At 72.7% G+C, this 24,496-nt stretch carries 21 protein-coding genes and 7 pseudogenes; 16 read left to right on the top strand and 12 right to left on the bottom strand.

Translation table 11 applies throughout. The annotated features are described in order from the left end of the window. Positions 1–16 precede the first annotated feature (16 nt). Positions 17–106: pseudogene (locus tag ABZ079_RS33930) on the top strand (alpha/beta hydrolase); the annotation flags it as partial. Positions 107–321: 215 nt separating this feature from the next. Here ABZ079_RS33930 and ABZ079_RS33925 read toward each other — a convergent pair. Continuing rightward, on the bottom strand, positions 322–1,611 hold the full coding sequence (locus ABZ079_RS33925) for a hypothetical protein (protein ID WP_356943296.1): 1,290 nt from the start codon (positions 1,609–1,611) through the stop codon (positions 322–324). Positions 1,612–2,345: 734 nt separating this feature from the next. On the opposite strand from ABZ079_RS33925, the gene ABZ079_RS33920 reads away from it, so the two are divergent. Then, positions 2,346–3,095 (top strand): SDR family oxidoreductase, encoded by a 750-nt coding sequence (locus tag ABZ079_RS33920; RefSeq protein ID WP_356943295.1) that lies wholly within the window; start codon positions 2,346–2,348, stop codon positions 3,093–3,095. Positions 3,096–3,196: 101 nt separating this feature from the next. On the opposite strand, the gene ABZ079_RS33915 is transcribed toward ABZ079_RS33920, so the two are convergent. Then, positions 3,197–4,282, bottom strand: coding sequence for a YihY/virulence factor BrkB family protein (locus ABZ079_RS33915; RefSeq protein WP_356943294.1), 1,086 nt, complete (start codon positions 4,280–4,282; stop codon positions 3,197–3,199). A 156-nt stretch (positions 4,283–4,438) separates the two neighbouring features. On the opposite strand from ABZ079_RS33915, the gene ABZ079_RS33910 reads away from it, so the two are divergent. Then, positions 4,439–5,029: a YdeI/OmpD-associated family protein gene (locus ABZ079_RS33910; RefSeq protein WP_356943293.1), complete on the top strand. Its 591-nt coding sequence runs from the start codon at positions 4,439–4,441 to the stop codon at positions 5,027–5,029. 106 nt (positions 5,030–5,135) lie between these two features. On the opposite strand, the gene ABZ079_RS33905 is transcribed toward ABZ079_RS33910, so the two are convergent. The 4 genes and pseudogenes from ABZ079_RS33905 to ABZ079_RS33890 all read right to left on the bottom strand — a co-directional run bounded on the left by ABZ079_RS33905 (position 5,136) and on the right by ABZ079_RS33890 (position 10,176). Next, the gene (locus tag ABZ079_RS33905) at positions 5,136–5,585 is read right to left on the bottom strand and encodes a peptidoglycan-binding protein (RefSeq protein WP_356943292.1); all 450 of its coding nucleotides are present in this window, start codon (positions 5,583–5,585) and stop codon (positions 5,136–5,138) included. A 440-nt stretch (positions 5,586–6,025) separates the two neighbouring features. Next, a pseudogene (locus ABZ079_RS33900) lies at positions 6,026–6,232 on the bottom strand (FAD-dependent oxidoreductase); the annotation flags it as partial. A gap of 1,413 nt (positions 6,233–7,645) precedes the next feature. Continuing rightward, a complete protein-coding gene (locus ABZ079_RS33895; RefSeq protein WP_356943291.1) occupies positions 7,646–8,527 on the bottom strand; it encodes a diacylglycerol kinase family protein in 882 nt (293 codons plus the stop codon). A gap of 56 nt (positions 8,528–8,583) precedes the next feature. Continuing rightward, a complete protein-coding gene (locus ABZ079_RS33890) occupies positions 8,584–10,176 on the bottom strand; it encodes an FAD-binding oxidoreductase (protein WP_356943290.1) in 1,593 nt (530 codons plus the stop codon). A gap of 121 nt (positions 10,177–10,297) precedes the next feature. On the opposite strand from ABZ079_RS33890, the gene ABZ079_RS33885 reads away from it, so the two are divergent. Both ABZ079_RS33885 and ABZ079_RS33880 read left to right on the top strand, forming a co-directional pair. After that, positions 10,298–10,897, top strand: coding sequence for a TetR/AcrR family transcriptional regulator (locus tag ABZ079_RS33885; RefSeq protein WP_356943289.1), 600 nt, complete (start codon positions 10,298–10,300; stop codon positions 10,895–10,897). Further along, positions 10,894–12,477 (top strand): glycerol-3-phosphate dehydrogenase/oxidase, encoded by a 1,584-nt coding sequence (locus tag ABZ079_RS33880; RefSeq protein ID WP_356943288.1) that lies wholly within the window; start codon positions 10,894–10,896, stop codon positions 12,475–12,477. Before ABZ079_RS33885 ends, ABZ079_RS33880 begins: the two co-directional genes overlap by 4 nt. Before the next feature lie 419 nt (positions 12,478–12,896). On the opposite strand, the gene ABZ079_RS33875 is transcribed toward ABZ079_RS33880, so the two are convergent. Next, on the bottom strand, positions 12,897–14,348 hold the full coding sequence (locus tag ABZ079_RS33875) for a WGR domain-containing protein (protein ID WP_356943287.1): 1,452 nt from the start codon (positions 14,346–14,348) through the stop codon (positions 12,897–12,899). Between the two features lie 300 nt (positions 14,349–14,648). On the opposite strand from ABZ079_RS33875, the pseudogene ABZ079_RS33870 reads away from it, so the two are divergent. Further along, positions 14,649–14,855 (top strand): annotated as a pseudogene (locus ABZ079_RS33870) (spore-associated protein); the annotation flags it as partial. A gap of 134 nt (positions 14,856–14,989) precedes the next feature. Here the strand turns inward: ABZ079_RS33870 and ABZ079_RS33865 are convergent. The 4 genes and pseudogenes from ABZ079_RS33865 to ABZ079_RS33850 form a co-directional block, all read right to left on the bottom strand. Further along, positions 14,990–15,679, bottom strand: coding sequence for a DUF6882 domain-containing protein (locus ABZ079_RS33865; RefSeq protein WP_356943286.1), 690 nt, complete (start codon positions 15,677–15,679; stop codon positions 14,990–14,992). 108 nt (positions 15,680–15,787) lie between these two features. Further along, positions 15,788–16,753, bottom strand: a complete 966-nt coding sequence (locus ABZ079_RS33860; protein ID WP_356943285.1) for a threo-3-hydroxy-L-aspartate ammonia-lyase — start codon at positions 16,751–16,753, stop codon at positions 15,788–15,790. Positions 16,754–16,803: 50 nt separating this feature from the next. After that, positions 16,804–17,469, bottom strand: a complete 666-nt coding sequence (locus ABZ079_RS33855) for a PAS domain-containing protein (RefSeq protein ID WP_356943320.1) — start codon at positions 17,467–17,469, stop codon at positions 16,804–16,806. Positions 17,470–17,686: 217 nt separating this feature from the next. Beyond that, positions 17,687–17,898: pseudogene (locus tag ABZ079_RS33850) on the bottom strand (short-chain dehydrogenase); the annotation flags it as partial. On the opposite strand from ABZ079_RS33850, the pseudogene ABZ079_RS33845 reads away from it, so the two are divergent. Further along, a pseudogene (locus ABZ079_RS33845) lies at positions 17,895–18,205 on the top strand (SAM-dependent methyltransferase); the annotation flags it as partial. The pseudogenes ABZ079_RS33850 and ABZ079_RS33845 overlap by 4 nt on opposite strands. A gap of 243 nt (positions 18,206–18,448) precedes the next feature. Next, positions 18,449–19,927: a glutamate--cysteine ligase gene (locus ABZ079_RS33840; RefSeq protein ID WP_356943284.1), complete on the top strand. Its 1,479-nt coding sequence runs from the start codon at positions 18,449–18,451 to the stop codon at positions 19,925–19,927. 245 nt (positions 19,928–20,172) lie between these two features. Here ABZ079_RS33840 and ABZ079_RS33835 read toward each other — a convergent pair. Continuing rightward, a pseudogene (locus ABZ079_RS33835) lies at positions 20,173–20,376 on the bottom strand (hypothetical protein); the annotation flags it as partial. A gap of 217 nt (positions 20,377–20,593) precedes the next feature. Here ABZ079_RS33835 and ABZ079_RS33830 point away from each other — a divergent pair. The 8 genes and pseudogenes from ABZ079_RS33830 to ABZ079_RS33795 all read left to right on the top strand — a co-directional run bounded on the left by ABZ079_RS33830 (position 20,594) and on the right by ABZ079_RS33795 (position 24,326). Next, on the top strand, positions 20,594–20,920 hold the full coding sequence (locus tag ABZ079_RS33830; protein WP_356943283.1) for a hypothetical protein: 327 nt from the start codon (positions 20,594–20,596) through the stop codon (positions 20,918–20,920). 102 nt (positions 20,921–21,022) lie between these two features. After that, entirely contained in the window at positions 21,023–21,304 is a 282-nt protein-coding gene (locus ABZ079_RS33825; RefSeq protein ID WP_356943282.1) for a hypothetical protein, read from the top strand. A 543-nt stretch (positions 21,305–21,847) separates the two neighbouring features. Next, positions 21,848–22,012: a hypothetical protein gene (locus ABZ079_RS33820; protein ID WP_356943281.1), complete on the top strand. Its 165-nt coding sequence runs from the start codon at positions 21,848–21,850 to the stop codon at positions 22,010–22,012. A 2-nt stretch (positions 22,013–22,014) separates the two neighbouring features. Continuing rightward, positions 22,015–22,290 carry a DUF4190 domain-containing protein gene (locus ABZ079_RS33815; protein ID WP_356943280.1) on the top strand — a complete coding sequence of 92 codons (276 nt, stop codon included), beginning with the start codon at positions 22,015–22,017 and terminating at the stop codon, positions 22,288–22,290. Between the two features lie 58 nt (positions 22,291–22,348). After that, complete coding sequence (locus ABZ079_RS33810) at positions 22,349–22,831, top strand: DUF2071 domain-containing protein (RefSeq protein ID WP_356943279.1); 483 nt, start codon at positions 22,349–22,351, stop codon at positions 22,829–22,831. Next, positions 22,816–23,085, top strand: a complete 270-nt coding sequence (locus ABZ079_RS33805) for a DUF2071 domain-containing protein (protein ID WP_356943278.1) — start codon at positions 22,816–22,818, stop codon at positions 23,083–23,085. Before ABZ079_RS33810 ends, ABZ079_RS33805 begins: the two co-directional genes overlap by 16 nt. Continuing rightward, positions 23,082–23,711: pseudogene (locus tag ABZ079_RS33800) on the top strand (hypothetical protein); the annotation flags it as partial. The gene ABZ079_RS33805 and the pseudogene ABZ079_RS33800, both read left to right, overlap by 4 nt. Positions 23,712–23,774: 63 nt before the next feature. Next, positions 23,775–24,326 carry a hypothetical protein gene (locus ABZ079_RS33795; RefSeq protein ID WP_356943319.1) on the top strand — a complete coding sequence of 184 codons (552 nt, stop codon included), beginning with the start codon at positions 23,775–23,777 and terminating at the stop codon, positions 24,324–24,326. The last annotated feature ends 170 nt before the right edge of the window (positions 24,327–24,496 follow it).

Raw genomic sequence — 24,496 nt, 5'->3', positions numbered from 1 at the left:
GGCCTCGCCGCCGACCGAGCTGGACGGCGCGTCGCACGCGGTTGCCGTGTCCCAGCCCAGGGAGGTCGCCGGCCCGATCCGGGACGCCGTCCGCGCGACCGGTTGACGGATTTGCACGGCCCTCGCCCTTCCGCCGGTGCGGGAGGGCGTGGCGTCTCAGCCTTCGCGCGGCGCCGGGGTTTCGGCGGCGCCGGCCAGGTCAGCCGCTCCTTCCGCGCCGCCGTGACACCCGGGGACTGGCGGCTCGACGGCTCGTCCGGTGGACGGAGTGTCACGGTGGGCGTGTGGGCCGTGTGGGCCTCGCTCACGGACGCCCCTCGCTCACCGAGGTGTCTCACTCCGTCCCTCGCACACGGACCAGACCTCCTGCAGCACGGTCCGATGGCGCTCGCCGTAGGTGACGACGGCTGCGAACACCGCGTCGAGGGCCGCCCGCAGCGGGTCGGCCTCCGCGGCGGCGACCAGCGCGGGGAGAGCCATGTGAGGCTGGGACATGCGCAGGGGCCGGTCCGGTGCGCCGATGGTGACCGCCATGCCGCGCCCGGTACCTCTCGCATACGTCGGGACCGGTTTCGACTGGTTCACCATGAGGGAGGCGGGGCCCAGGATCTGGGCGGTCGGCTCCGCGTCATCGGCAGGCGGCTGGAAGGGCGGCCGCTCGGGCGGGACGGCCCGGCCGACCGTCCTGTCGGGGACACGCGGATCGGAGCCGAGCGCCTGCCACATCCGGTCCCAGTCGTCGAAGGGCGGCGGCAGCGGCCGTTCCCCGACCAGGGCGGTGAGCCCTGCTGCCACCCAGTCCAGCTCGGCGAGACCCGCCGCTTCGCAGGCCCGTCGCGCGGCCAGCAGAGCCACCGCGCGCTGAACGGCAGGGCCCGCGGCGTCGATGGCGTGGACGAGGGCCGCGTCGAAGTCGAGCAGACCGCGAACGTTGCCGCCGACGTCCTTCAGCGCCCGGCTCGGCGACTGCCCGCCCCAGGCCCATCGTTCATAGGCCTGCTCGCGCTCTCTTTCCGCTGCTTCCCGCGCGAGGCGGGCCTGGAGCTCGGCCTCCGCGCGTTCGGCCGGTGTGGGAGGGGGCGGTTGCCGGCGGGCGTAGTCGTGCCAGTACGCGGCGACCTGCGCGGTCTGCTTCAGGACCTGGTCCGGCGCGGGCGGGGCGGGCCAGAACTGCAGCAGGTAGCAGTCCAGTTGGGGCTCGCCGTCGAGTCGGGTGTCCTCCTCGCCGGCCTCGTCCATGCCCTTGGCGCAGTAGCGGACCCGGTAGTCGGTCTCCCCCAGACCCAGGGCCCAGGAGGCCTCGCCTGCCCATTGCATGAGCCGACTGCGGCCCGAGACGGGACGGAAGGACACCTCCACGACGTCCTCCCAGCTCTCGTCCAGCGGCGGAGCCTGGTCGTGCACTTCGACGGTGAAACCGACATTTCCCGTGTGCAGGCCGGTCGTCAGCCACAGTCCGCCGGGAACCGCCGCCCCGCACAGCCCGGAGTTCTGCCCGGCGAACGCCTCCGCCAGGTCGGGGCCGTAGCTGTCCGGATCGCTCTCGACGTAGATCTGACCGTAGTGGACATGGACCTCCCCCTCGACCGGCCTGCGCACCATTACCCCCATCGCTCCCAGGAACTGGTCATGTCCGGGAGCCTACGGTCCGGCACTGACAGTGATGGTGATACTCAAGGTCCGGTGGCCGTGACTCGCGCACTGACTGACGTCCTGCTGGGCTGTCTTCGCGTTGTTCTTCCGGCCGCCGGAACCTGTTCTCATGGCTCCGGCCGGGCGGAATGACCTGACAGGAGCTTGGTCAGAAGCCCCTTCGATGTCCTGACCGCGCCACCCGGCCGGCGCCCACCTCCGGTCGGTAAGGCAGTATCAGCATGACATCGGAGCTGCGCAGGACACCGCGGGACCAGGACGTGTTCGGCGGGGTCGACTCACACGCCGACACGATCCACGTCGCTGTCATCAGCGACAACGGCGGCCATCTCGCAGACGCCGAGTCCGCCACCACCTCCGCTGGACACACGGCGGCCCTGGCCTTCCTGACCGCACACGGACGCGTGACCGCGATCAGGGTGGAAGGCACCTCCTCCTATGGGGCCGGCTTCACCCGGACCGCTCGCGCCCACGGACACCAGGTCGTTCCGCTGTCTTACCACCACGGTCACCAGGAAGTACGGGGTGCCCGGGAAGGGGGCCGGACGGCTACCTCGCGTACGGGAGCGGGCTGGTCCTGCCCCGCGGGCCCCGGTGGGGCTGACACCGACCGGGATTCCGTTCCCCCGCCGGACCAGGTCGGCGTCCGTTCGCCGCCAGCGTTCCTCACGGCCGCCCGGTGGAATGACCACATGAACACACAAGCGATCCTGAACGGAAAGAAGGCCCTGGTCACCGGCGGCAGCCGGGGTATCGGTGCGGCGACGGCACTGCGGCTGGCGCGGGAGGGCGCGGACGTGGCCGTGAGCTATGTGCGCGGCAAGGACGCGGCGGAAGAGGTCGTACGGACCGTGGAGGCGCTGGGACGGCGGGCCGTCGCCCTCCGCGCGGACTCCGCGGACGCCGAGGAGGCAGCGGGCGTGGTGGGGCGTGCGGCCGAGGCGTTCGGTGGGCTGGACATCCTGGTGAACAACGCGGCGACCGGGCTGATGGGGCCGCTGGAGAACATGTCCCTCGCCGACGTCGACCACGTCCTCGCCGTGAATGTCCGCGGGGTGTTCCTGGCCGCCCAGGCCGCCGCCGGGCTCATGGGGCCCGGCGGGCGGATCATCACCATCGGCAGTTGTGTCACCCGGCGCGTACCGGGCCCCGGTGCCACCGTGTACACGATGAGCAAGTCGGCCGTCACCGGGCTGACGAAGGCCCTGGCCCGGGAGCTGGGCGGGCGCGGGATCACGGCGAACGTCGTGCACCCGGGCCCGATCGACACCGACATGAACCCCGCGGACGGTCCCCACGCGGCCGGCCAGGCGGCCATGACCGTCCTGGGCCGCTTCGGCACCGCCGAGGAGGTGGCCTCCACGGTGACCTATCTGGCGGGACCGGAGGCGAGGTATGTGACGGGCGCGGAGTTCTCGGTGGACGGTGGGCACGCCGCGTGACCGGGCGCGGGGCGTGCCGGACCCTGGGCCCGGCACGCCCCGCGTGTCCCGACGGCGCCGGCCCGGCCGCCGCGCCGGCGCACGTCGCATGCGAAGGGGAGTCACGTCCCGTCCAGCCGGCGGACGTCCTCTGCGTCCCACTTCCTGGTATCGCGGGGCTGGGTGTAGGGCTCGGCCTGAGGCGGATGCCCGCCTGCGATGGCGCGCTGGCGCACGGTCTCCGCGTCGAACTCCAGGCCCAGCAGGATCGCCAGGTTGCTGATCCACAGCCAGACCAGGAAGACGATGACGCCGGCCATGGTGCCGTAGGTCTTGTTGTAGGAGGCGAAGTTCGCGACGTAGAACGCGAAGCCGGCAGAGGCGATCATCCAGATCAGCAGGGCGAGGACGCTGCCCGGGGTGATCCATTTGAAGCCCTTGACCTTGGCGTTCGGGGTGGCCCAGTACAGTATCGCGATCATCACTGTGACCAGCAGGACCAGGACCGGCCACTTGGCGATCGACCACACGGTCAGGGCCGTGTCGCCGATCCCCAGGGCCTGACCGGCACGGCGGGCCAGACCGCCGGTGAAGACCACGATGAGCGAGCTGGCCACGGCGAGCACCATCAGCACCACCGTGACGCCGACGCGCACGGGGAGGATCTTCCACACCGGGCGGCCCTCCGGCATGTCGTAGACGGCGTTGGCGGAGCGGATGAAGGCGGCCACGTACCCGGACGCCGACCACACGGCCAGCACGATGCCGACCAGGGCCATGACGGAGCCGATGCCCGCGCCGTCCTGCAGCTGCCGCACGGCCCGGGTGACGATGTCCCGCGCGGAGCCGGGTGCCAGGTGCTGGAGATTGGCCAGTACCTTGTCGGTGGTCGACTTGCCCGCCATCGCCAGTATGGAGACCAGCACCAGCAGCGCCGGGAACAGGGACAGGATCCCGTAGTAGGTCAGCGCGGCGGCCCGGTCGGTCAGCTCGTCGTCCTTGAACTCGCGCAGCGAGCCCTTGAGGACCGCGCCCCATGCCCGCCTGGGCAGCTTCGTGGGGGTGTCCGGTGCCGCCCGCTCGACCTCCTGGTCGGGCCCGGCCTCGTCCGGCGCCGGCACGTGCGGTGCCGCCTCGTCGTCGCGTTGCTGCGCCGCCTCGTCGTCGCGTTGCTGCGCTTTACGCCCTGGAAGGTGGAGCTTCGCCATACCCCGCCGAGTAACCCGGCCGCACCGCCTCAACCCCCTCCATACGTCGTGTCCTCGAAGACGCTCCGGGGCGACCCCCTCGTCGGCCCGCAGCCGGGTGTGCACCCCTCGGCCACATTGTTGACCGGGTCACGGCGGTGGGCTTTCATGAAGGCCATGTCCGAGGGATCACAGAGAGCACCGGATCCGGTGCTCTTCTTCGCCACGCAGGACGCGTGGGAGAACTGGCTGGAGGAGCACCACGAGGACGTCCCGGGCGTCTGGTTCAAGATTCCCAGGATCGGCTCCGGACTCGACGGCGTCGACTACGCGACGGCGCTGGAGTCGGCACTCTGTTACGGCTGGATCGACGGGCAGAAGAAGAAGCTGGACGAGCAGCACTGGCTGCAGCGCTTCACCCCGCGGCGGCAGGGCAGCAAGTGGTCGAAGGTGAACCGGGAGAAGGCCGTCGCTCTGATCGAGCAGGGCCGGATGCGGCCCGCCGGTCTGCGCGAGGTGGAGAAGGCCCGGGCGAACGGCCGCTGGGAAGCGGCGTACTCGGCCCAGAGCGAGGCGACGGTACCCCACGACCTCCAGGCGGCCCTGGACGCGGCGCCGGCGGCCGGCGACTTCTTCGCCACCCTGGACAGCCGCAACCGGTACGCCGTCCTCCACCGGATCGAGGATGCCAAGAAGCCGGAGACCCGGGCGGCCCGCATCGAGAAGTTCGTCGCCATGCTCGCCGAGCGGAAGAAGCTCTATCCCTGATTCGCGGGGCACCACCCGGGACATGAGCGACGCCGGACGGGTACGCCCTCCGCCCCCGTCCGGATCGGGGGTGGAGGGCGTTGTGGTCACAGCGCCGCGGCGGTGATCAGTGGGCGTTGGCGAAGCGCTTGAAGGCGGCCTTCGTGCCCGAGCCGGCGATGCCGTCGATCCCGCCCGTGTAGCCGTAGCCGCTCTTCAGCAGGCGCTGCAGGGACTTGATCGTGCCCTTGCCGACGACGCCGTCGACGGGGCCGGTGTAGCCCCAGTACTTCTTCAGACAGCGCTGGAACGCCTTCCAGCTGTCGGTGCCGAGCTTGCCGTCGATGGAGCCGGTGTAGTGCCAGTAGCTCCTCAGCCAGCGCTGGACCTTCTTCGCCTGGGCGGCACTCAGGCCGAGGTTGTTCACCGCCTGCGGCGTGACGGCCTCGGTGGTCACCGCCGGGTGGGCGGCCGCGGGTGCGGCGAAGCTGGTACCCGCGGCGGCGAGGCTGCCTGCGGCGAGGGCCGCGACGGTCGTGGTGGCGAGGAGCGTCCTGGTGACGATGTTCGTTCGCATCGTTTTCTTCCCCCTGGCGGTCGGGTGCCTCATGGCACGCCACACAAGCTACGGTTCAGGCGTGTGCGCGTCGCCAACCCAGGAGTTGATGCCTGACTCCACCGGCCGCGGTAGGACCGCGTGACGTACAACTCCCGCGGTATACCGGAGCAGCGGGACGCAACGGGAGTACGTTCGCGCTCTCGGTGTACGCGGTGGACCGGGGCCGGAACCGGGACGGGGTCGGGTTCCGGGCCGGTCATGGACCGTGGACCGGCTCCTTGAACGGCGGCCGGCCTGGGAGCCGTCCTCGCCGAGGCAACCGCCGGCATCGTCGGCGGGTCACCGCTGGTCGTCGTGGCCCGGGTGGTGGGCCGTCTGCTCGGACCCGACGCCGAGGCGGCGCAGCGGCTGAGGCGGCCGTCAGGCTGCCCTGAGGCTATCGTTCGGGCGACGTCGACTCCCAGGTGGCGCAGGGCGGCTGCCGCCGCTCCGGCACCGCACATGCCGTGGGCGCCGGGGCCGGGCGGGGTGGCCGCCGAGCAGAGGAACACCCCGGGCAGACCGGGGCAGACCGGTGGGACGGGCGCCGACAGCCGGGGTACGGTCTTGGCTCCGGTCACGATGTCGCCGCCCGCGAAGTCGGGGTTGTCACTGGCGAAGTCGGCGGGGCGGGTGACCGCCCTGCTGTGGCGAGGAGGGCTGCTGCGACGAGGCCGTTGGGGCCGCCGACGACGTCGTACCCGTGACAACCATGGCGCCGCACGGTCACGGCGCCCGTGACGCCGAGGCACCGTCGGCGCCCACCGACGGCCCCGGGTCCGGGGCCGCCGCCCGGGGAGGCCGCGTGATGACGTCCGCGGTCGTTCGGGCGGCCGGGGTGAAGGCGGGCCGGATCTGCTTCAGGGAGGGCTGGTCGCTCTGGATCGGCCCCCGTGTGGGGGCCTCAGCCGCTCCTGCTCCTCAGGCTCGCGCCGCCGCTCCTGCTCGTCGCGGGAGGCGCGCCCGGCCCTCGTTCTTCCGCTCTGCCCGGCGCAACTGCCGTACGGCCGCCCGGCCGCTCAGCACTGGGGGCGGCGACCGTGATTCGCGGCGTGGTTGCGCCGGGACTTCTTCTTGCGACGTCGCTTCGAGGACATGGAAACTCCTGAGGGGAAGGGGTGGAGAATCATCCGGCTTCGGAGAACACGCAGACAAACACCGTATCCCCGGTTGTTTCGCCCCTCCACCGGAGCCCATGAGGAACAGGGAGAGGCGACCGAACGACCCGGCCGCCGCGATCACACCCGGTTGACATGATACAGAATGTCGGATCTTGTTTACTTTCGTGCGACTGTTCCGTCGGGGCGTCCGCCGGCGAGGAATGAGCCGGCGCCCGGCAGCGGACGCCGTCGGACAGCCCCCCGTTCGCCCCGGGCTCACGTCTCCGGCTGCGCGCTGCCTGCGCCGGACGGTTCACCGGAGCTGTTCTCTCGTACGCTCGCGCACGATCCTGCGACGGCATGCGGGCGGTGCCGTCGGCCGCGGCGGCGGTACCCGTCGGTCTCGTGATCACCGCCCGGGAGACGGGATCCGTCATGGCCCGAGCCCCGACGACATCTCCAGCGCCAAGGACGTGGGCGCGCACCGGAGCGCGTGCCGGGGGATCCACGCGGGTGAGCGCCCTCAGCTGACGGGCTCCGGCTGGAGCCGATCGGTGCCGGAGCGGGCCGTGGACGGGTCGGGCCGACTGGCTGCCACAGGCTGCATCGACCGGGTGATCGCCGGCCGGCAGCGGTTCCTCTCGGGGACTGCCGGGCCGGCGGCGGACCGGTGATCCGGCCGGCAGGCGGGTGCGGTCACACCGGCGTGTGGCCCTGGGGGTACCACGCACGGCCGCCGGCAGCAGGCCGGCGCCGGCGGTTTCCGCGATCGCGGCCCAGCGCAGATGCTCCGGCGCGAGGCGTGCTCCGTCCGACGGGGACCTTCCAGCGTCATGACCGCCCGCCCCTCCCCTGGTCACCCGACAGGTTCCCGTCCCCTGCCCAGGGGCGAGCGGTGACGCACCTCCGATCCCGGTCGGGTGGGCATCGACAAGCGGGTCAGTACAGCACCGGCAGGTCTCCGGGGCGTACCCGCACCGTCACCGGCAAGGTTGCCTCCACCTCGCCGTCGGCACCGTAGGGAACCGGCCTGGTGGCCTCGATGCGGATCTCCTTGCCGCGCAGGACCCGCACTTCGGGGCGGTGGATGTGGGCGCCGGTCCCGAGTTCGTTCATGAGGGCGAAGAAGAGCCGGCGCGGCGCCTCGCGGATCATCACGACGTCGAGCAGCCCGTCGTCGACCCGTGCGCCGGGGGCGATGAGCCGTCCGGAGCCGTAATAGGGGGAGTTGGCGGCTACGACGGTGTAGCCGCGGTGGCCGTGCTCCTCGCCGTCGACGGTGACGCGGTAGTCGGCCGGCCGCCAGGTGGTGACGGCGCGCAGACCGCCCGCGTAGTAGGAGGCGGCACCACGCAGCAACCGGGCGTTGTTGGCGTGCCGGTTGGCCAACGCGTCCACCCCGGCGTAGACGCTGCCCAGGACCACGGTGCGCCGGTGGACGGCCGACTCCACCTCGATGGTGTCGACCGCCCGGGGCTCGGCGTGCAGCAGGATGCGGACGAGTGCGGAGGGATCGGCGGGCAGGTCCAGCGCGCGGGCGAAGTCGTTGCCGCGTCCGGCGGGTACGAGCCCCAGGACCGTTCCGGTGCCGCTCAGCGCACCGCCGATGCCGCCGACGATGCCGTCGCCGCCGACGGCCAGGACGATCCGGCCGCGCTCACCGGCCCTCAGGGCGATGTCCTGGGCGTGGGCGAGGCTGTGGCTGTACTCCGTCTCCAGCTCGGCCCCGGCCTCGCGGAGCAGACGGCCCAGGTGGAGCAGGGTCGCCGCCCCGGTGGAGCCGCCCGCGGTGGGGTTGACGACGGCGGTGAACTGTCGCATCGGTGTGCCTCCGAGGCAGGCGGATCGGTGGGGCCGGTCCGGGCGGATCTGATGGGTCAGTCTGTGGGCAGCAGGACGCCGGGATTGAGCATGCCCTCGGGGTCCAGGCGGTGCTTCACGGCGCGCAGGGCGGAGATGCCGAGCGGGCCGGCTTCGCGGACGTACCAGTCGCGGTGGTCGGTGCCGACCCCGTGATGGTGGGAGATGGTGCCGCCGGCTGCCAGCACGGCCTCGTTGGCCGCCTGCTTGGCGGGGGCCCAGTGGGCCACCGGGTCCTCGCCCTGGGCGCTGACGACGGTGAAGTACAGCGAGGCGCCGTTCTCGTAGACGTGGGAGATGTGGCACATCACCAGGGGCGGGGTGCCGGCCTGGGTGAGGGTGTCGGTGAGTGCGGTGCGGACGGCCGTGTACAGGTCGGGGATGCGGGACCAGAAGGCCGCCGTCTCCAGGGTCTCGGCGAAGGCACCCGCGTCGAGGAGGGCGTCGCGCAGGTAGGGCGCGGCGTAGCGGCCGTGGGCCCAGCGTTCGCCCGGTTCGGCGCCGGCCAGAGTGCCGCCGCAGGCCGTCAGGACGGCCGCCGCCTGCTCGCGGCGCCGCGCCGTGTCCTCGGCGGTGCCCTCGTAGCCGGCGATCGCCAGGCATCCGGCGTCGTTCTGCGCCAAGTCGGCGCCGATCGCGTCGGGTCGGGTGAGGCCGATGAGTGTCTCGGTCTCGTCGGACAGGCGCAGTACGGTCGGCCGGGGCCCGTCCTGGGCGAGCCTGCGCAGTGCGGCGGCCCCCTCCTCGAACGAGGCGAACCGCCAGCCCTCGTAGAGGCGTACCTGCGGCACCGGGCGGATCCGTACGGTCACGGAGGTGATGACGCCGAAGGCGCCCTCGGAGCCGAGGATCAGCTGGCGCAGGTCGGGTCCGGCGGCGGAGCGGGGGGCGCGGCCGGTCTCGAGGGTGCCCTCGGGGGTGGCGAGCGTCAGGCCGAGCACCATCTCGTCGAAGCGGCCGTACCCGGCCGAGGCCTGCCCGCTGGAACGGGCCGCGGCGAACCCTCCGATGGTGGCCCACTCGAAGGACTGCGGGAAGTGGCCGAGGGTGAAGCCGTGTCCGGCGAGCAGGGCCTCGGCCTCGGGGGCGCGCAGGCCGGGCTGGAGGACGGCGGTGCGCGAGACGGGGTCCAGGTCCAGCAGGCCGTTCATGCGGCGCAGGTCCAGGGCGACGAACGCGCTGCGCTGGGGGGCGAGTCCGCCCACGACCGACGTGCCGCCGCCGAAGGGCACGACGGCCAGGCGGTGCGCGGCGCAGGCGCGCAGTACGGCCAGGACGTCGTCGTGGGATGCGGGCAGGACCACGGCCTGGGGGACGTCCGAGAAATCGCTGGCGCGGATGCGCAGCAGGTCGGGGGTGGACTTGCCGCGGGTGTGCCGGACGCGGCTCTCCCCGTCCGTGCGGACGTGCTCCTCGCCGCCGACGGCCTCGGCGAGTGCCTTCAGTGCGGCGGGGCCGGCCGTGGGGGCGGGCAGGCGGATGTCCTCGAGGGCGAGCACGGGTGTGGTGCGCGGCCTGACGCCGAGCAGGTCGCGCAGCAGTGCCGTCACCGTGTCGGGCAGCGGTGCCGCCTTGGCCGGGTCGCCCCAGCCGTTCCACAGCATGTCCATTGAACGGTCGTCCTCACAGGTCGGTGTGCTCGGTTCGCGCGGCGGCTCCGCGGCCGTACCCCGGGGTGGCGCCGGCGGTCTGCGGCTTCCGCCCGACTCCCGGGGCGTTACACTGTGACACATGACGCCTATTCGTCACAACAGCTCGGACAGCGATCACGTCCTCGACGCGGTACGCGACTGTGTGCTGGCCGTCGGGGTACGCCGCACCACCCTCGCCGACGTCGCCCGCCGCGCCGGCGTCTCCCGGATGACGCTGTACCGGCGCTGGCCGGACCTGCGGACACTGGTGGGCGATCTGATGACCCGCGAGTGGATCGACGTGGCCACCCGGGCGATCCCCGAGCCCGCCCCCGGCACCCGCACGCGCGCCCGGATCGTGGACGGACTGGTGGCCGGCGTCGAGGCGTTCCGCGCGCACCCACTCTTCCGCAAGATCGTCGACGTCGATCCGGAACTGCTGCTCCCCTATGTGCTCGACCGGCGCGGAGCGAGCCAGGAGGCGCTGCTGGCCCTGCTGGCCGATGCCCTGCGCGAGGGCCACGCGGACGGCTCGGTGCGCCCCGGTCACGTCGAACGACAGGCCCGGGCCCTGCTGTTGACCGTGCAGTCCTTCACCCTGTCCCTGCGCACGATGACCGACGAGGACGACCCGGAGCTGGACTCCGTCGCCTTCCTCGGTGAGTTGCGCACCCTTCTGGAGAGGACCCTGACGCCATGAGTCACACCGAGGCCGCACCCGGCTCGTCCCTCAGCGCGCCCCGACGTACCCGGGAACTGGCCGAGGCCGCGGACGGCAGGGTCGCCGACGTCCTGGTCGTCGGGCTCGGCGCCACGGGGGCCGGGGCCGCCCTGGACGCGGTCGCCCGCGGACTGGACGTCGTCGCGGTGGACGCCCACGACCTGGCCTTCGGCACGTCCCGGTGGAGCTCGAAGCTCATCCACGGCGGGCTGCGGTATCTGGCCTCCGCACAGTTCGACGTGGCGCACGAGAGCGCCGTCGAGCGCGGGGTGCTGATGACCCGTACGGCCCCGCATCTCGTGGCCGCGCAGCCCTTCGTGCTGCCGCTGACGCCGCTGGTGTCCCGGGCGCAGGCCTCGTTGGCATGGGCCGGGTTCCGGGCCGGGGACATGCTCCGGCTGGCGGCCCGGACCCCGCGGCAGGTCCTGCCCGCCCCGCGCCGCCTTTCGGCGACGGAGGCACGGCACCTGGCACCCGCGGTGCGCGCGGCCGGGCTGCGGGGCGGACTGCTGTCCTGGGACGGCAAGGTGACCGACGACGCCCGTCTGGTGACCGCCCTGGCCCGGACGGCCGCCGCACACGGCGCCCGGGTGCTGACCAGGGTCAGGGTGCTGGAGCTGACCGGGGCGGGCGCCCGGATGCGGGACGAACTCACTGGCGAGGAGGGCGAGATCAGGGCCCGTGCCGTGATCAACGCCACCGGCGTGTGGGCGGGCGGCCTGGTCGACGGCATCCGGATACGGCCCTCCCGCGGCACCCATCTGGTCCTGCGTTCGGAACGGCTCGGCGCCCTGCCCGCCGGTCTGCACATCCCGATCCCCGGCGAGACCAACCGTTTCGTGCTGGTCCTGCCGCAGGGTGACGGACGGGTCTACGTCGGCCTCACCGACGAGCCGGTCGAGGGCGGGATACCCGACGTGCCGGAGGTGCCGGAGACCGACATCGGTTTCCTGCTGGACGTGCTCGGCTCGGTCCTGGACGCGCCCGTGGCCCGGGACGAGGTCGTCGGCGCCTTCGCAGGGCTGCGCCCGCTGCTGGACACGTCCGGACACGAGGGCACCGAGGGGGCGCCGGCCCGTACCTCCGACATCTCCCGCCGGCATGCGGTACTGACCTCGCCCGACGGTGTCACCACGGTGGTCGGCGGCAAGCTCACCACATACCGGCGGATGGCGCAGGACGCCGTGGACGCCGCGGCCGAGGCCCGGGGCCTGCGCGCGGCCCCCTCCCCCACCGCCGCACTGCCGCTGGTCGGCGCCGCCGCACCCGAGCGGTTGCGCGCCCTGCCCGCACCGCGCCGGCTGACCCGCCGCTACGGCACGGAGGCCATGGCGGTCCACGCGCTCGCGGCGCAGGACCCCGCCCTGGCGGAACCCGTGCTGCCGGGCCAGCCGGTCACCCGGGCCGAACTCCTGTGGGCCGTGCTGCACGAGGGCGCCCTGGACGAGTCGGACCTCCTGGACCGGCGCACCCGCATCGGGCTGGTCCCGGAGGACCGCACCCAGGTGCTCGCCACCGCGCGGGAGGTGCTGGAGCAGGCGGCGGCCGCACATCCCTGACGGGGCGGCGGGCGCCGGCTCGTCGGCTGCTCGGTTGCGGACGGGCCCCGGTTCGGCAGGGTGCGGCCGGGTCAGCGCCGGTGCCGACTGCTGGGACGAGGCCTCCCCTACCGGCTCCTTCGGTCCGCTGACGTTCCTGGGGGACGGGCTCGGCCTGCCGACGGCCTCGCTGTGCCCGCACTACGACGGCGAGCCGGGCCGCCGCCCCTCCTCACGGCAGAACGTGGCCGGCGGTGACTGCCGGCCGGTTGGGCCGTGGAGGACGGAGCGGGGGTCCTCTTCACGGACGGGCGCCTTAAGGAGAAGGTGACCGGAGGGCGGGCGCCCGTCTGTACCGGGTGGCCCCCCGACCGGGGCGGGCGACGCCGGTGAGCGTGCGGTGCCGCACCGCTTGTTCGCACAGGCGGAGTGCGGGGCCGTCACAGCAGGCGCCGGATGTCGCCGCGGACCCGGTAGAAGCCGCCGGCCGCCGGGTGCAGGGCGTCTACCACATAGCGCGCGCCGGGCTCCCGTATCGCGCGCGGGAACTGGACCCTCCAGGAGGACTCGTAGCCCTCGGACACCACATGCACCCGCAGCCGGCCGGCCTCCCGGACGCATTCGACCACGACCGCTCCGGCGGGAGCCTGGGCCACGGTGGCCACGGCACCCACGGCCATGGCGGGCTCGTAGGTCGGCAGGGCGGCGGCCAGTTTGACGTCCCGCACGACCGGCACCGTGCCCTGCTGGGCCGCTGACACAGCCGCCTCGGTCGCGTCCACGCACACCAGCGAGCCGTCCGTGGTCACCAGGTACAGGCGCTCGTCGCGGTACTGCATCGACAGCGCCGAGCCGCCGCCCGTGCCGAGCTTCCACAGCCGCGTACCGTCCTGGTCGAAGCAGTACACGGACGAGGCCGCGTCCCCGGCGAACACGAACCGCCCGCCGGGCGAGGTGGCGCACGAGTACACCGCGCTGTCGCAGGCGTATGTCGCCTCGATCGCTCCGGTCGCCTTCGCCAGCCGCTGGACCACGCGCTGCGCGGTGCCCGCGTACACGGCGTCGTCCTCCTGCCAGCCGAAGAGGACGCCGCCCCGGGTGGGCGTGTGCCACAACTCGCCGCCGCCGTCCGGGGCGTAGGCGGTGACGCCCACGTGGTGACCGTGGTAGACGGCCCGGTCGTCGGCACGGACCATCCAGGCGTGCTCGCCCCGGCTGCGGCGGGCCCACTGGTGTTCGTCCTCGTGGTCGATGACGGTGAGCCGGCCTGCGCGGTCCGAGACGTTCAGGATGCCCTCGTGGATGTCCAGCCAGAAGATGTCGACGTCGGCGGCGATCTCGTACGCGGCGAACGGCAGTTTGGAGGAGAGGTCGTAGACCTTGCCGTCGTCGCAGCCCGCGTAGATCCAGAAGTCGTCGGCGACCAGGCATTTCACGCCGTCCGGCAGGCTGAACCGGGCGAGGACGGCGCCCTCGTGGTCCAGGGTGTAGACGTCACCGGCCTGGTTGCCCACCCAGCAGCGCTCGTCTTCGACATGGATGCCGAACGCCGCGGAGCCGGTACGAAACCGCCACAGCACAGGCGCCACGGCGCGGGCGGTGGAGGGAGCGGAGCCGACCTGACGCCGGGTCACCGCGCGCGGGGCACGCTGCCCCCGGACCGCCGGGGCGTATCCCTTGCGGACCTTCTCCCCCACCTTCCTCGCGGCGGCGGCCTGCGCCTTCTCCACGGTCGGGAACGTCGTCGTCTGTGTCTGTCCGGGGGCACCGATCCGCCCGTACCGCACCGTCACCACCTTGCCGTCGACGATGACCTCATAGAACTTGTGGGCGCCACCGCCTTCCTGCGACAGCTCCAGATACGTGGTCGACACCGTGGACGCCGTGGACATGACAGACCCCTCCCCAGGACGGACCCGCGGCCGTTCCGGCAGGTCCTCACTGCTCGAACCGTAAGGGGGGCCACTGACAACGGCCCGTGCCGCGAAGCCGGTCATGAGCGGTCGGAGAACGGCTGCGTGTACGCAACGGCCCAACGCCGCCCAACGCGCGCCTGAGCCGGGCGAGTTGGTGCGGACAGCACGAGCGCAACCATTTGGACACTCCGCGGTCACACCAGACAGGAGCAAGTACCTCCAAGAGACACAAGGGGGAAATATGGGATTCGCTCGTTCCGCCCTGGCCGCCGCCGCGTGGCCATGTCCGCATGGATCTACGTGCCCGACACCGAGCAGGGTGACGAGGGCTACGGGCAGTACACTTCATACGCGGGGCCGGCCCACGTCTACGGCAAGGCGCACTGCATCGACTGGGGCGGCCACATCAACAACGTGTACGTACAGGTGTCCGGCTCCAACTGCGGCGCGCTGAAGGAACACCGGGTCACCTTCACCCGCTGACCGGCCGTCATCTGCGGCCCATCACGCACCTCGCACGGACACCGTTCGCACGGCGCGAGCCGGGCCCCGTCTCCGGTGCTGCACCGGAGACGGGGCCCTTGCCGCGGCTGCCCGTTGCGCCGTGCCCGCGAGCGTCAGGGCAGCACGTTCACCCCGACCTTCGCGATCCGTCCGGCCGCGTCGAAGTCGACCTCGGCCGCGCTGCCGTCGGGCAGGTCGGCGACGATCCGGCCGCCCTCGGCACGCTGGGGCAGTCCGTGGTGGTCGAAGTAGCCGCCTACGACGTGCCTTGCTGAGTGGCCGATCAGTCCCGCTCCGGTGAGCAGGGTCCGAGGCAGGGTGACCGGGTCCAGGCCCGCGCGCGGGACCCGGGGGTCCTCGGGGAGGAAGTAGACCTGGGTGTCACCTCCGGCGGGAACGCCGATGTACCCGGGCGCTCCGGCCACTCCCATGCCGGTGAAGGCGAGCATCTCCGCCGCGCGCCGTGGGTCGGGGAAACCGGACAAGTGCAGTACTTCCTGGCTCAGTTCCGCGATCCCGCGTTCCCGCCCGTACCGCTCGACAGCCCCGGTCCGAGCCACGACCTGGGTGCCCCGCAGGCCCGGGTTCGCCCATCCCCACATCCAGGAGCGCTCGGCCATGTCGTACGTACCCAGCACGGCCACCCGCAGCTCCAACTCCCCCTGCCGGTAAGCGCAGGAGGACAGATCGGCGCTCCACGGCCCCTCGGGCAGGAAGCCGGTCAGCACCTCGAGCTGCGCCGCGCCCCAGGCGGCATGCCGTTCGGCCTCCAGCAGGAACGCGTCGCTGAATTCACTGATCATGCCCCGACCTTATGGGGCGGCTCTGCTCACCCCTCGGGCAGGGTCGTGCGCCCTCGGACCGCGGCGCTCGCCACCCGGGCGGAGCGCGTTCTCCGACGCCACGACCGGTCAGCCGTGCACGAGTTGGGTGAACCTCCGGGTGTCGATGTTGCCGCCGGAGGCGATGATGCCGATGCGGGGCGGCAGGTCGAGGTGGCCCGCCAGGAGCGCGGCGAGGCTCGTGGCGCCACTCGGTTCGAGGACGATCTTCAGTCGTTCGAAGGCGAAGCGCATGGCACTGACGATCTCCGCGTCGCTGACGAGGGTGACGGTGTCCACGAGGTGCCGGTTGATGGCGAAGGTGATCTCGCCCGGGGTGGGCAGGGCCTGCCCGTCGGCGACGGTGTGCGGAACCGGCACGGTGACTCGCGCACCGCTTTCCAGGGAGCGTTTGGTGTCATCACCCGCCTCGGGCTCCACTCCGATGACCCGCATGCCGGGCTGCAGCGCCTTGGCCGTGATGGCGCTGCCCGCGATGAGACCACCACCGCCCACGGGTACGACGAGAGCGTCGAGCGGGCCGGTTTCCTCGAGGAGTTCGAGGGCGGCCGTGCCCTGGCCGGCGATGACGTGGGGGTGGTCGTAGGGCGGGATGAGGGCCAGGCCGCGGTCCGCGGCCAGCGCCTCACCGAGCGCGGTGCGGTCCTGGGTGTAGCGGTCGTAGGTGACGATCTCGGCGCCGTACCCGGCCGTGGCCTCCCTCTTGGAGCGGGGGGCGTCCTCGGGCATCAGGATGACGGCGCTGGTGCCCAGCTCCCGGGCGGCCAGGGCGGTGGCCTGGGCGTGGTTGCCTGAGGAGTAGGCGGCGATGCCCTTGGCCAGTTGGTCCGGGGAGAGCTGGGCGGCGGCGTTGTAGGCGCCGCGGATCTTGAAGGCGCCGACGCGTTGGAAGTTCTCGCACTTGATGAACACCTGGGCGCCGAGGCGGGCGTTCAGAGTGCGGGAGGTGAGGACGGGGGTGCGGTGCGCGACGCCTTCGAGGCGCGCGGCGGCCTCACGGACGTCGGCGAACGTTACGGGCAGGGTGGCGGCCATCGCGGTGTCCTCTTTCGGCGTCTCGAAATGCTCTTGGATCTTTCGCTGCTTCACTTCGCGTAGTTGTAGACCGTCGCCCGGGAGACGCCGAGCAGGTCCGCGATGGTCTGTGCCGCGTCCCGCGAGTCGAAGTAGCCGTCCCGGTGGAGCTGCCGCACGAGCGCCTTCTTGTCCTCGCGGCTCAGCGAGCGGGGGGTGGCGGCGCGCCGGGCGGACAGCTCCTCCACCGCCTGACGCAGCTCGCGGGCGCCGCGGTCCCGTAGCGTCTCGATGGGCTGGTCGCGGTGCCCGGTCTCCGTGGCCACGAGGTTCGACAGCGTGAGCGTCACGGCGGACAGCACCGAGACGTCGAGGTTCAGACAGAGCGCCGCGACGTACTCCCCGGCCGCGTTCTTGATACCGATGGACGTGCTCTTCGCCGGACGGCCGTCGGGGAATCGGTTGGGGTAGTTCTGGATGACGCCGGGGTACTCGGGATCGGCGATCCGGGCGAGCCCCAACTCGGTGGCGGGATCACCGATCTGACGACCCGACAGGTTGTTCTCGATCACGCGGATCGCGTGCTCCGGGTGCCGCAGGTCGTGCAGCACGACCTCGCACAGCCCCGGAAACATACGGCCGAGTGCGCCGGCGATCTTCTCTGCTTCTCGAACGAGGTGCTCGTCCGCGTCCGCGGAAGCGACGCCACCTTGCCGGTCTCGCCGTGCGTCGGCCACCGTGTCGTCCACCTCGCTACTTGGACTGGTTTTCCACTTCTGGACCAAAAGGCTAAACAGTCCGTCTGGCTCTGTCCAGGGCTGTGGCCGCGACGACTGGGGGGGATTCCACGGGCCGCCGCTCCCGCGCCCCTCGCATTCCGGCCGCGCACCCGTGCCACCCACCCCGTGCCCTGCAGTCGGCGAGCAGGCCGCCCGGGCCCCAGATCACGTTCACCAGCTGCGGATACATCACCGCCAGGTCTCCCGAGAGTGCCGCCGCACGCCGGGAGACGTCGTCCGCCAGCACCTCGTACGCCCCGGCTCGATTCCGTCGAGCGCCAGGGCGGCCACGTCACGGGGCGTGGACTTGGCCGCGTCGACACCCGAGGCCGTGTCCGTGTCGATACAGCCGGCGTGCAGCCCGGTGACCCCGATGCCGCGCGCACGAGGTCGCCCAGGAGGCGGCGCCGCACGTACGCGTCGCCTACGTCGGCAACGATCCGGGCGTCGCCGCGCACGGCAACGCGCTGCTCGGCCGTTCCGGTACCACCGGCATCGTCCTCGGCGGCCTGCGTGACCCCGTTCCGTCCTGGACCACCCCGGTGTCCGCAGGGTCATCGACTTCGGCCGGCCGGTCGCCCTGCTCCTCGTGGCCATCCTTCGTTTCCTCGCGGACGCGGAGCAGCCCGCAGAGGTCGTCGCCACTCTGGGCGACGCGCTGCCGTCCGGCAGCTACCCGGTGCTGTCACACGCGGAGATCGGCTTCTACGGTGGCGTGGCCCGCAAGCGCACCTGACCGAATTACCGCGCCGGCGCTCGGCGCGATGGCCATGCACAGGCCAAGGAGGTGCGGTTCCGGCCTCTCGCACCCTCGCACCCTCGCACCCTCGCACCGGAAGATCACCCGTGGTCCGGCGGGATCCGCTTGGTGCGGGTCGTTCGGTGGTGCGACGCTGGGGGGAGAGGTGTGCCCGACTAGGGAAACCCTGGAGGGCCGATGGGACGGGACGTTCCGGCGCTCGTCTTCACCCGCGAGGACCGCCGCCGGTACCGGATCAAGATGCAGCAGTGCCTCGACGCGCTCGCCCAGATGCTGCGCGAGACACGGTTCGAGTCCGAGCGGCCGCAGGTCGGCCTGGAGATCGAACTGAATCTGGTCGACGACGCCGCCCAGCCGGCGATGCGCAACAGCGACGTGCTGGAGGCGATCTCCGATCCCGCCTGGTCCACCGAGCTGGGCCGGTTCAACCTGGAGATCAACGTTCCGCCCCGACGGCTGACGGCGGGCGGCCCCGACGCGTGGGAGTCGGAGATCCGGGCCGCGCTCAATCACGCCGATGAGCGGGCCCGGTCGGTCGGCACCCGGCTGATCATGATCGGGATCCTGCCCACCCTGCGGCAGCAGGACATCGGCGAGGGGGCGCTGTCGGAGAACCCCCGCTACCGGTTGCTCAACGACCAGGTCTTCGCGGCCCGGGGTGAGGACCTGCGCATCGAGGTGGACGGCGTGGACCGGCTGCGGACCTACGCGGACACGATCACCCCGGAGGCCGCGTGCACCAGCACCCAGTTCCATCTTCAGGTGGCACCGGAGGAGTTCGCCGCGTACTGGAACGCGGCGCAGGCGATCTCCGGGGTCCAGGTGGCACTGGCGGCGAACGCGCCGTTCCTGTTCGGCAAGGAGCTGTGGCACGAGACCCGTATCCCGCTGTTCGAGCAGGCCACCGACACCCGCCCGGAGGAGATCAAGGTGCAGGGGGTGCGGCCCCGCGTGTGGTTCGGGGAGCGGTGGATCAACAGCGTCTTCGATCTGTTCGAGGAGAACCTGCGCTACTTCCCGGCCCTGCTCCCCCTGTGCGACGAGCAGGACCCGGCGGAGACGCTGGACCGCGGCGACATCCCCGAGCTGGGCGAACTCACCCTGCACAACGGCACCATCTACCGCTGGAACCGCCCGGTCTACGCCGTCGCCCACGACGTACCGCACATCCGGGTGGAGAACCGGGTGCTGCCCGCCGGGCCGACCGTCGCCGACACCCTCGCCAACGGCGCCTTCTACTACGGGCTCACCCGGGCACTGGTGGAGGAGAACCGGCCGGTGTGGTCACGGATGTCCTTCGCGGCCGCCGAGGACAACCTGCACACCGCCGCCCGGTACGGCATCGAGGCGCTGCTGTACTGGCCCGGGATGGGCGAGGTGCCGGTGCCGGAGCTGGTCCTGCGGCGGTTGCTGCCGCTCGCGCACCGCGGCCTCGAGCGCTCCGGCATGGACGCGGCGTGGCGGGAGCCGCTGCTCGGGATCATCGAGCAGCGGTGCGTGACGGCACGCAACGGAGCCGTGTGGCAGAAGGAGATGTTCCACCACCTCGACGCTTTCACGCAGGCCGGCCGCCACGAGGCGCTGCGGCGGATGACCCAGCTGTACATCGACTACATGCACCTCAACGCCCCGGTGCACACCTGGCCGGTCGACTGAGCGGCTCAGGCGCGCGGCGCCAGGCCGTCCACCGCGCCCGGCCGGACGCCGAGGCACGGTTTCTTCACCGCCCCCCTTGGTGACGACCGGTTCGGTCCACTGCGGTGGGACGCCGGTGCCGTCGAAGGCGCGGCCGCTCCAGGTCAGGTAAGGCCGGCCGCGCTGCGGCGGTGCGGGGGCGCCGGCACATGCACGTCCACGAACTCAGCCCGTACCAGCCATGCCCCCGAGCCCGACGCGCGTGCTCAGGCCAGCACGAGCACCAGCGGAATCCCCCGGCACGGCACCAGCCGCATGCCGTCGTACGTGCCGGGCCGGCCTTCGGTGAGGAGTGCGCCGAAGTCCGGGCCCCTGGTGAGGGAGCCGGCCAGGTGGGCGGGTTCGGCGGAGGCGGCGACCCGGCCGCGGGCGTTCACCAGACGGGCGGGGCGGGACAGGCGCCGCAGCAGGGTCTTCCACTGTCTCCAGGACGCCCAGCGCGGGCTGGTGGCGCTGCACACGCCCTCGGACGAGCCCGCGGACCGGGACGCGGTGACGTACTGGCGGGACTGGCGGCCGGGCTCCGCCGGGGCGGCGAACGGCCGGCGCTGGGCCCGGGTGACGCGAGCACGTTCCTGGACCTAGGTCAGTTGCAGGAGCTGTAGCTGGAGACGCTCGCGGCGGCCCGTGCACGCGGCGCACGCGGCCGACCCCACCCGGCGCGTGGCCACCCAGGGGCACGTGCTGACGGCCGGCGACCTGATCGCCACGCTCGCGGTGGAGGCGACCGTCCACCATCTCGACCTGACCCACCGGCTCCCTCTTGCCCCGGCACCCTCGCCCGAGGGCCCGGCCGCGGTGCGCGCCGCCCTGGACGGCCTGTTCGGCCGGCCCGCTCCGCCGGAATGGCGTGACGACCACTACGCGCGCGTGGGCACCGGGCGGACCGTTCTCACCGACGCCGAACGCGCTGCCCTGGGCGCGGCGGCGGACCGGTTCCCGCTGTTCGGCTGAGGGCGTCCGGCGCCCTGGCCGCACGCCCAACATGGGGACACGCGCGGGCGACACCTGCGCGGTGCGGGGCATGCCGGTCAGGTTGATGGAAACCTGCGCCCCATGAACAACCCTCCCAGCATCAAAAGTTATGTCGACCGGGTCACGGCCGGTCCCGGCGGGGCGATGACCGACGAAGTCGGCGTCATCACCGGCGATCTCACCGTCGCGACCATCCTCCTGTCCGACGGCCACAGTGTGCGCGTCGCCATCCAGCATGCCGGCAGCGACACCTGGTACACCCTCGCCGGGAGCCCCGCCCCGGTGCCGGCCGGCCAACTCGCGGCCTATCACCGGGACCTGCTGGGCCGGATCCGCCGGGGCGGCGGAACGCGCGCCACCTGAGCCGGGCGGGCGGAGCGGAGGCGATCCGTGGAGGGCCCGCGTTCGGCGTGGGAACGTCACCGGGCTCCCCGATGCCGCCGGCGCTCACGCCCACGCTCCCCGGCCGCCCTGGCCTTGGCACTCAGGCGGCTTTGACCGACTGCCGCCAGGAGTGCCGGCGGTGTCACGACCAGGCCGATCAGCAGGGCGGGCCCCAGTCCATTCCGTCACGGCGATACCGCGTCAACGGGACGGACACCGCGTACGTCAGGACCACGATCAGCGTGCCTCTGAGTGGCTTCGGCGGGCTCATGTCCGTCAGGTGCCCCCACGGGCGCCTGTACGAGGCACTTCCCGGCGCCTCGCCACTGATGAGCCGTCATCGACGCTCCTCGCACAGGGGAAAGCTGCGTGAGACGGCCACTCGCGGGTAACCCGCGATGTCATGAACGCATTAAGGAAGCGGCCACAGCAGCCGCTGCACAGGCAGCCGAGGAAACCGGCGACGGCACCGGCGAGGAAACCGCCGTCCGTGGCCACCACCGCCGGAGCGGGGAGGTAGGCGTGCTCTTCCTGGTCGTCGCCCTGCTCCTGCTGGGCATCGTCGTGGGAGCGGCCGCGTATCTCCCCTGGCCTCTCACGCTGGTGCTCGGCTCGCTCATCGCCGTCTGGCTCGCCGTCTTCGCGGGACGGGAGCGGCGGCGCCGCAACCGGACAAGGAGGGCCTGACGATGCGGCTGACCGCTCCACCCTCGCGCTACACGGGCCGGCGGGACACCGAAGGCATGGCCGTGGCCTCCTTCGTCCTCGGACTCGTCGGGCTGCTCGTCCTCAACCTCGTCCTCGGCCCCATCGCCATCGTGCTGGCCGTCATCGCCCTGCGCCGGGACACCCCACGCCGGTTCCGTGCGCTCCTGGGCCTCGGGTTGGGCATCGCGGACCTGGTCGTGCTCGCCGCCCTCGCGTCCGCGCACGGAACGGCGTCCTGGTCCGTGTGGGGCGGCTGAGCACACCCGGAGGCGGGCCACCGGGTTTAGGCACCTGCGTCCGGGGGAGTCGGTGCGCGTGGTCTCGTACGGACCGGAGCAGCGTGTCCACGTCGCCGCCCTGCGGGCCGGCTGGCTGACCCAGACGTTCGTGCACTGGGCCTACTCTCCCGATGAGGTCCAGCTCCTGCTGCCGCAGGGGCTCGCCGTGGACACCTACGACGGGTCGGCGTGGGTGAGCCTCACGCCGTTCGTCATGGCCGGTGTGCGCCCGCCGGGGTCGCCCGCGGCCCTGCCCTCCTTCGCGGAGACGAATCTGCGCACCTATGTGCGTGGCCCCGACGGGCGGGACGGGCTGTGGTTCCTGTCCATCGAGGTGGCCTGCCCGGTGATGCTGGCCGCCCGCGCGGTGGGGGCGCCCTACCACGTCGGCCGCCTGGAGCTGGCGCGGCGCGACGGTTCGGTGGCCTACACCGGCGCCCGGCGGAGCGACGGGCCCTGCTACCACTGTCCGTCCGTCCGGGCGAGCCGATCCGGCCCACCCGCATGGACGTGTGGCTGACCTCGCGCTGGCGCGCCTTCACCCGGCACCTCGGCGCGGTCTGGGAGACCCCCGTCGAGCACGCGCCCTGGCCCCTGCGCGAGGCGCGCCTCGACGCGATGGAGGAGACCCTCACCCGCGCGGCGGGGCTGCCCCCACCCGCGACGGAGCCGGTCGTGCACTTCTCGGACGGGGTGCGGAACGTGCGCCTGGGTGTCTCACGTCCGGTACGGCGGCGCGGTCGGGTCCGCCACCTCGCCGCCCCGGGCGGATGAACCGGTCCGTGCCGGGCCTGCCGGGCCCCGTCCGAGTCGCTCGGCTGTGCTTCGACGGCTGGATCGCCGGTATCGGGACGACGTCCGGCACCCGCGTGGTGCTCGGCCACTGGCCCCGCTCGCCCTTCGGCCCGTTCAGCGACGTGATGCTCGAACGGGAGGACGGCCACCGCCTGCTGCTGGCCCCGACGCGGCGCACGGCGGACTTCATCGCCGGCACCTATGCCTTCGACGAGGTGCGGGTGGTGCCGGTACGCGTCCGCGTCGCCGGGAACCAGTGGACGGTCACCGCGGGTTCGCTGCTCGACCTGCGCCTCACCGTCGGCCGCAGGGGTCCGTCCGGGCTCCTGCTGAGGGCCGTCCCCGGTGCGCTGACCGCCCGGACCTGGTGGACGGCGGTGACCGACCCGGCCGCCCGCGTGCTGCTCGGCGCGCGGACCCGCGGGAGCGCCGGCGGCGGCCGGCGCGAGTGGTACGGCGCGCGTGATCTGCACCGGATCACCGCGGCGAGCACCGTCCTCGAAGGACGGGACCTCGGCTCCCTCGCCCCGGTCACGCCGGCCGTGCGGTTCGGTTTCGGCTCGACGCCCCGCACACCCTGCCTGGTACGCGTCACGACGACGGTGAGCGCGCCGCGCGCGGCCGGACGCCGTGAACGCGCACGTCCGAACCTACGGAGGAGGCCCGTCATGAACGGCCCAGCGCGGTCCGGTACGCCCGGGCCCGAGTCCACCGGCGGCACCCAGATGAAGCTGCTCGGTATCTATCTCAACGACCACCTCGCCGGCGCCACCGCGGGCGCCCAGCGGGCCGGGTACCTGGCACGCGCCTCCCGCGGTTCCGCCCTCGGCCGTGCTCTGGCTCCCGTCGCCGCCGAGATCGACGAGGACCGGGCGGCGCTGCTGGACATCATGCGGGATCTGGGCGTCCCCGTACGCCGCTACAAGGTCTGGACGGGCTGGACGGCCGAGAAGGCGGCTCGGCTCAAGGGCAACGGCCGCCTGGTGCGACGCTCTCCGCTCAGCACCGTGCTGGAACTGGAAGCGCTGCGGCTGGGGGTGGAGGGCAAGGCGGCCGGGTGGGCCACCCTGCGCCGGATCGCCTCGACCGACGAGCGCCTGGATGCCGCGCTGCTCGACGCACTCCTCGACAGGGCTGGCCACCAGCGGGACACGGTGGAGGAATGGCGTGTACGCGAGGCCGACGCGGCTCTGCGCACGGCCGGCCGGGACGCCGCGTGATCCCGTGGTCAGGATGCCGACCCGGCCGGCCGACGCGGCGCTGCGTGCAGCCGGCGCGGTTGCCCTGACCCGTGATCGAGGTGGCGTCCGGCCTGGCCGACACGACGCCGCCCACGGGGAGCGGCGATGCCGCCCGGCCCCGTGCTCAGGGCGCGTCCCGCCTCGCGTGC

The sequence above is a fragment of the Streptomyces sp. NPDC006314 genome (genome assembly GCF_040613075.1).
Classification (GTDB): domain Bacteria; phylum Actinomycetota; class Actinomycetes; order Streptomycetales; family Streptomycetaceae; genus Streptomyces.
This window is presented reverse-complemented; position numbering and strand designations above follow the sequence as displayed.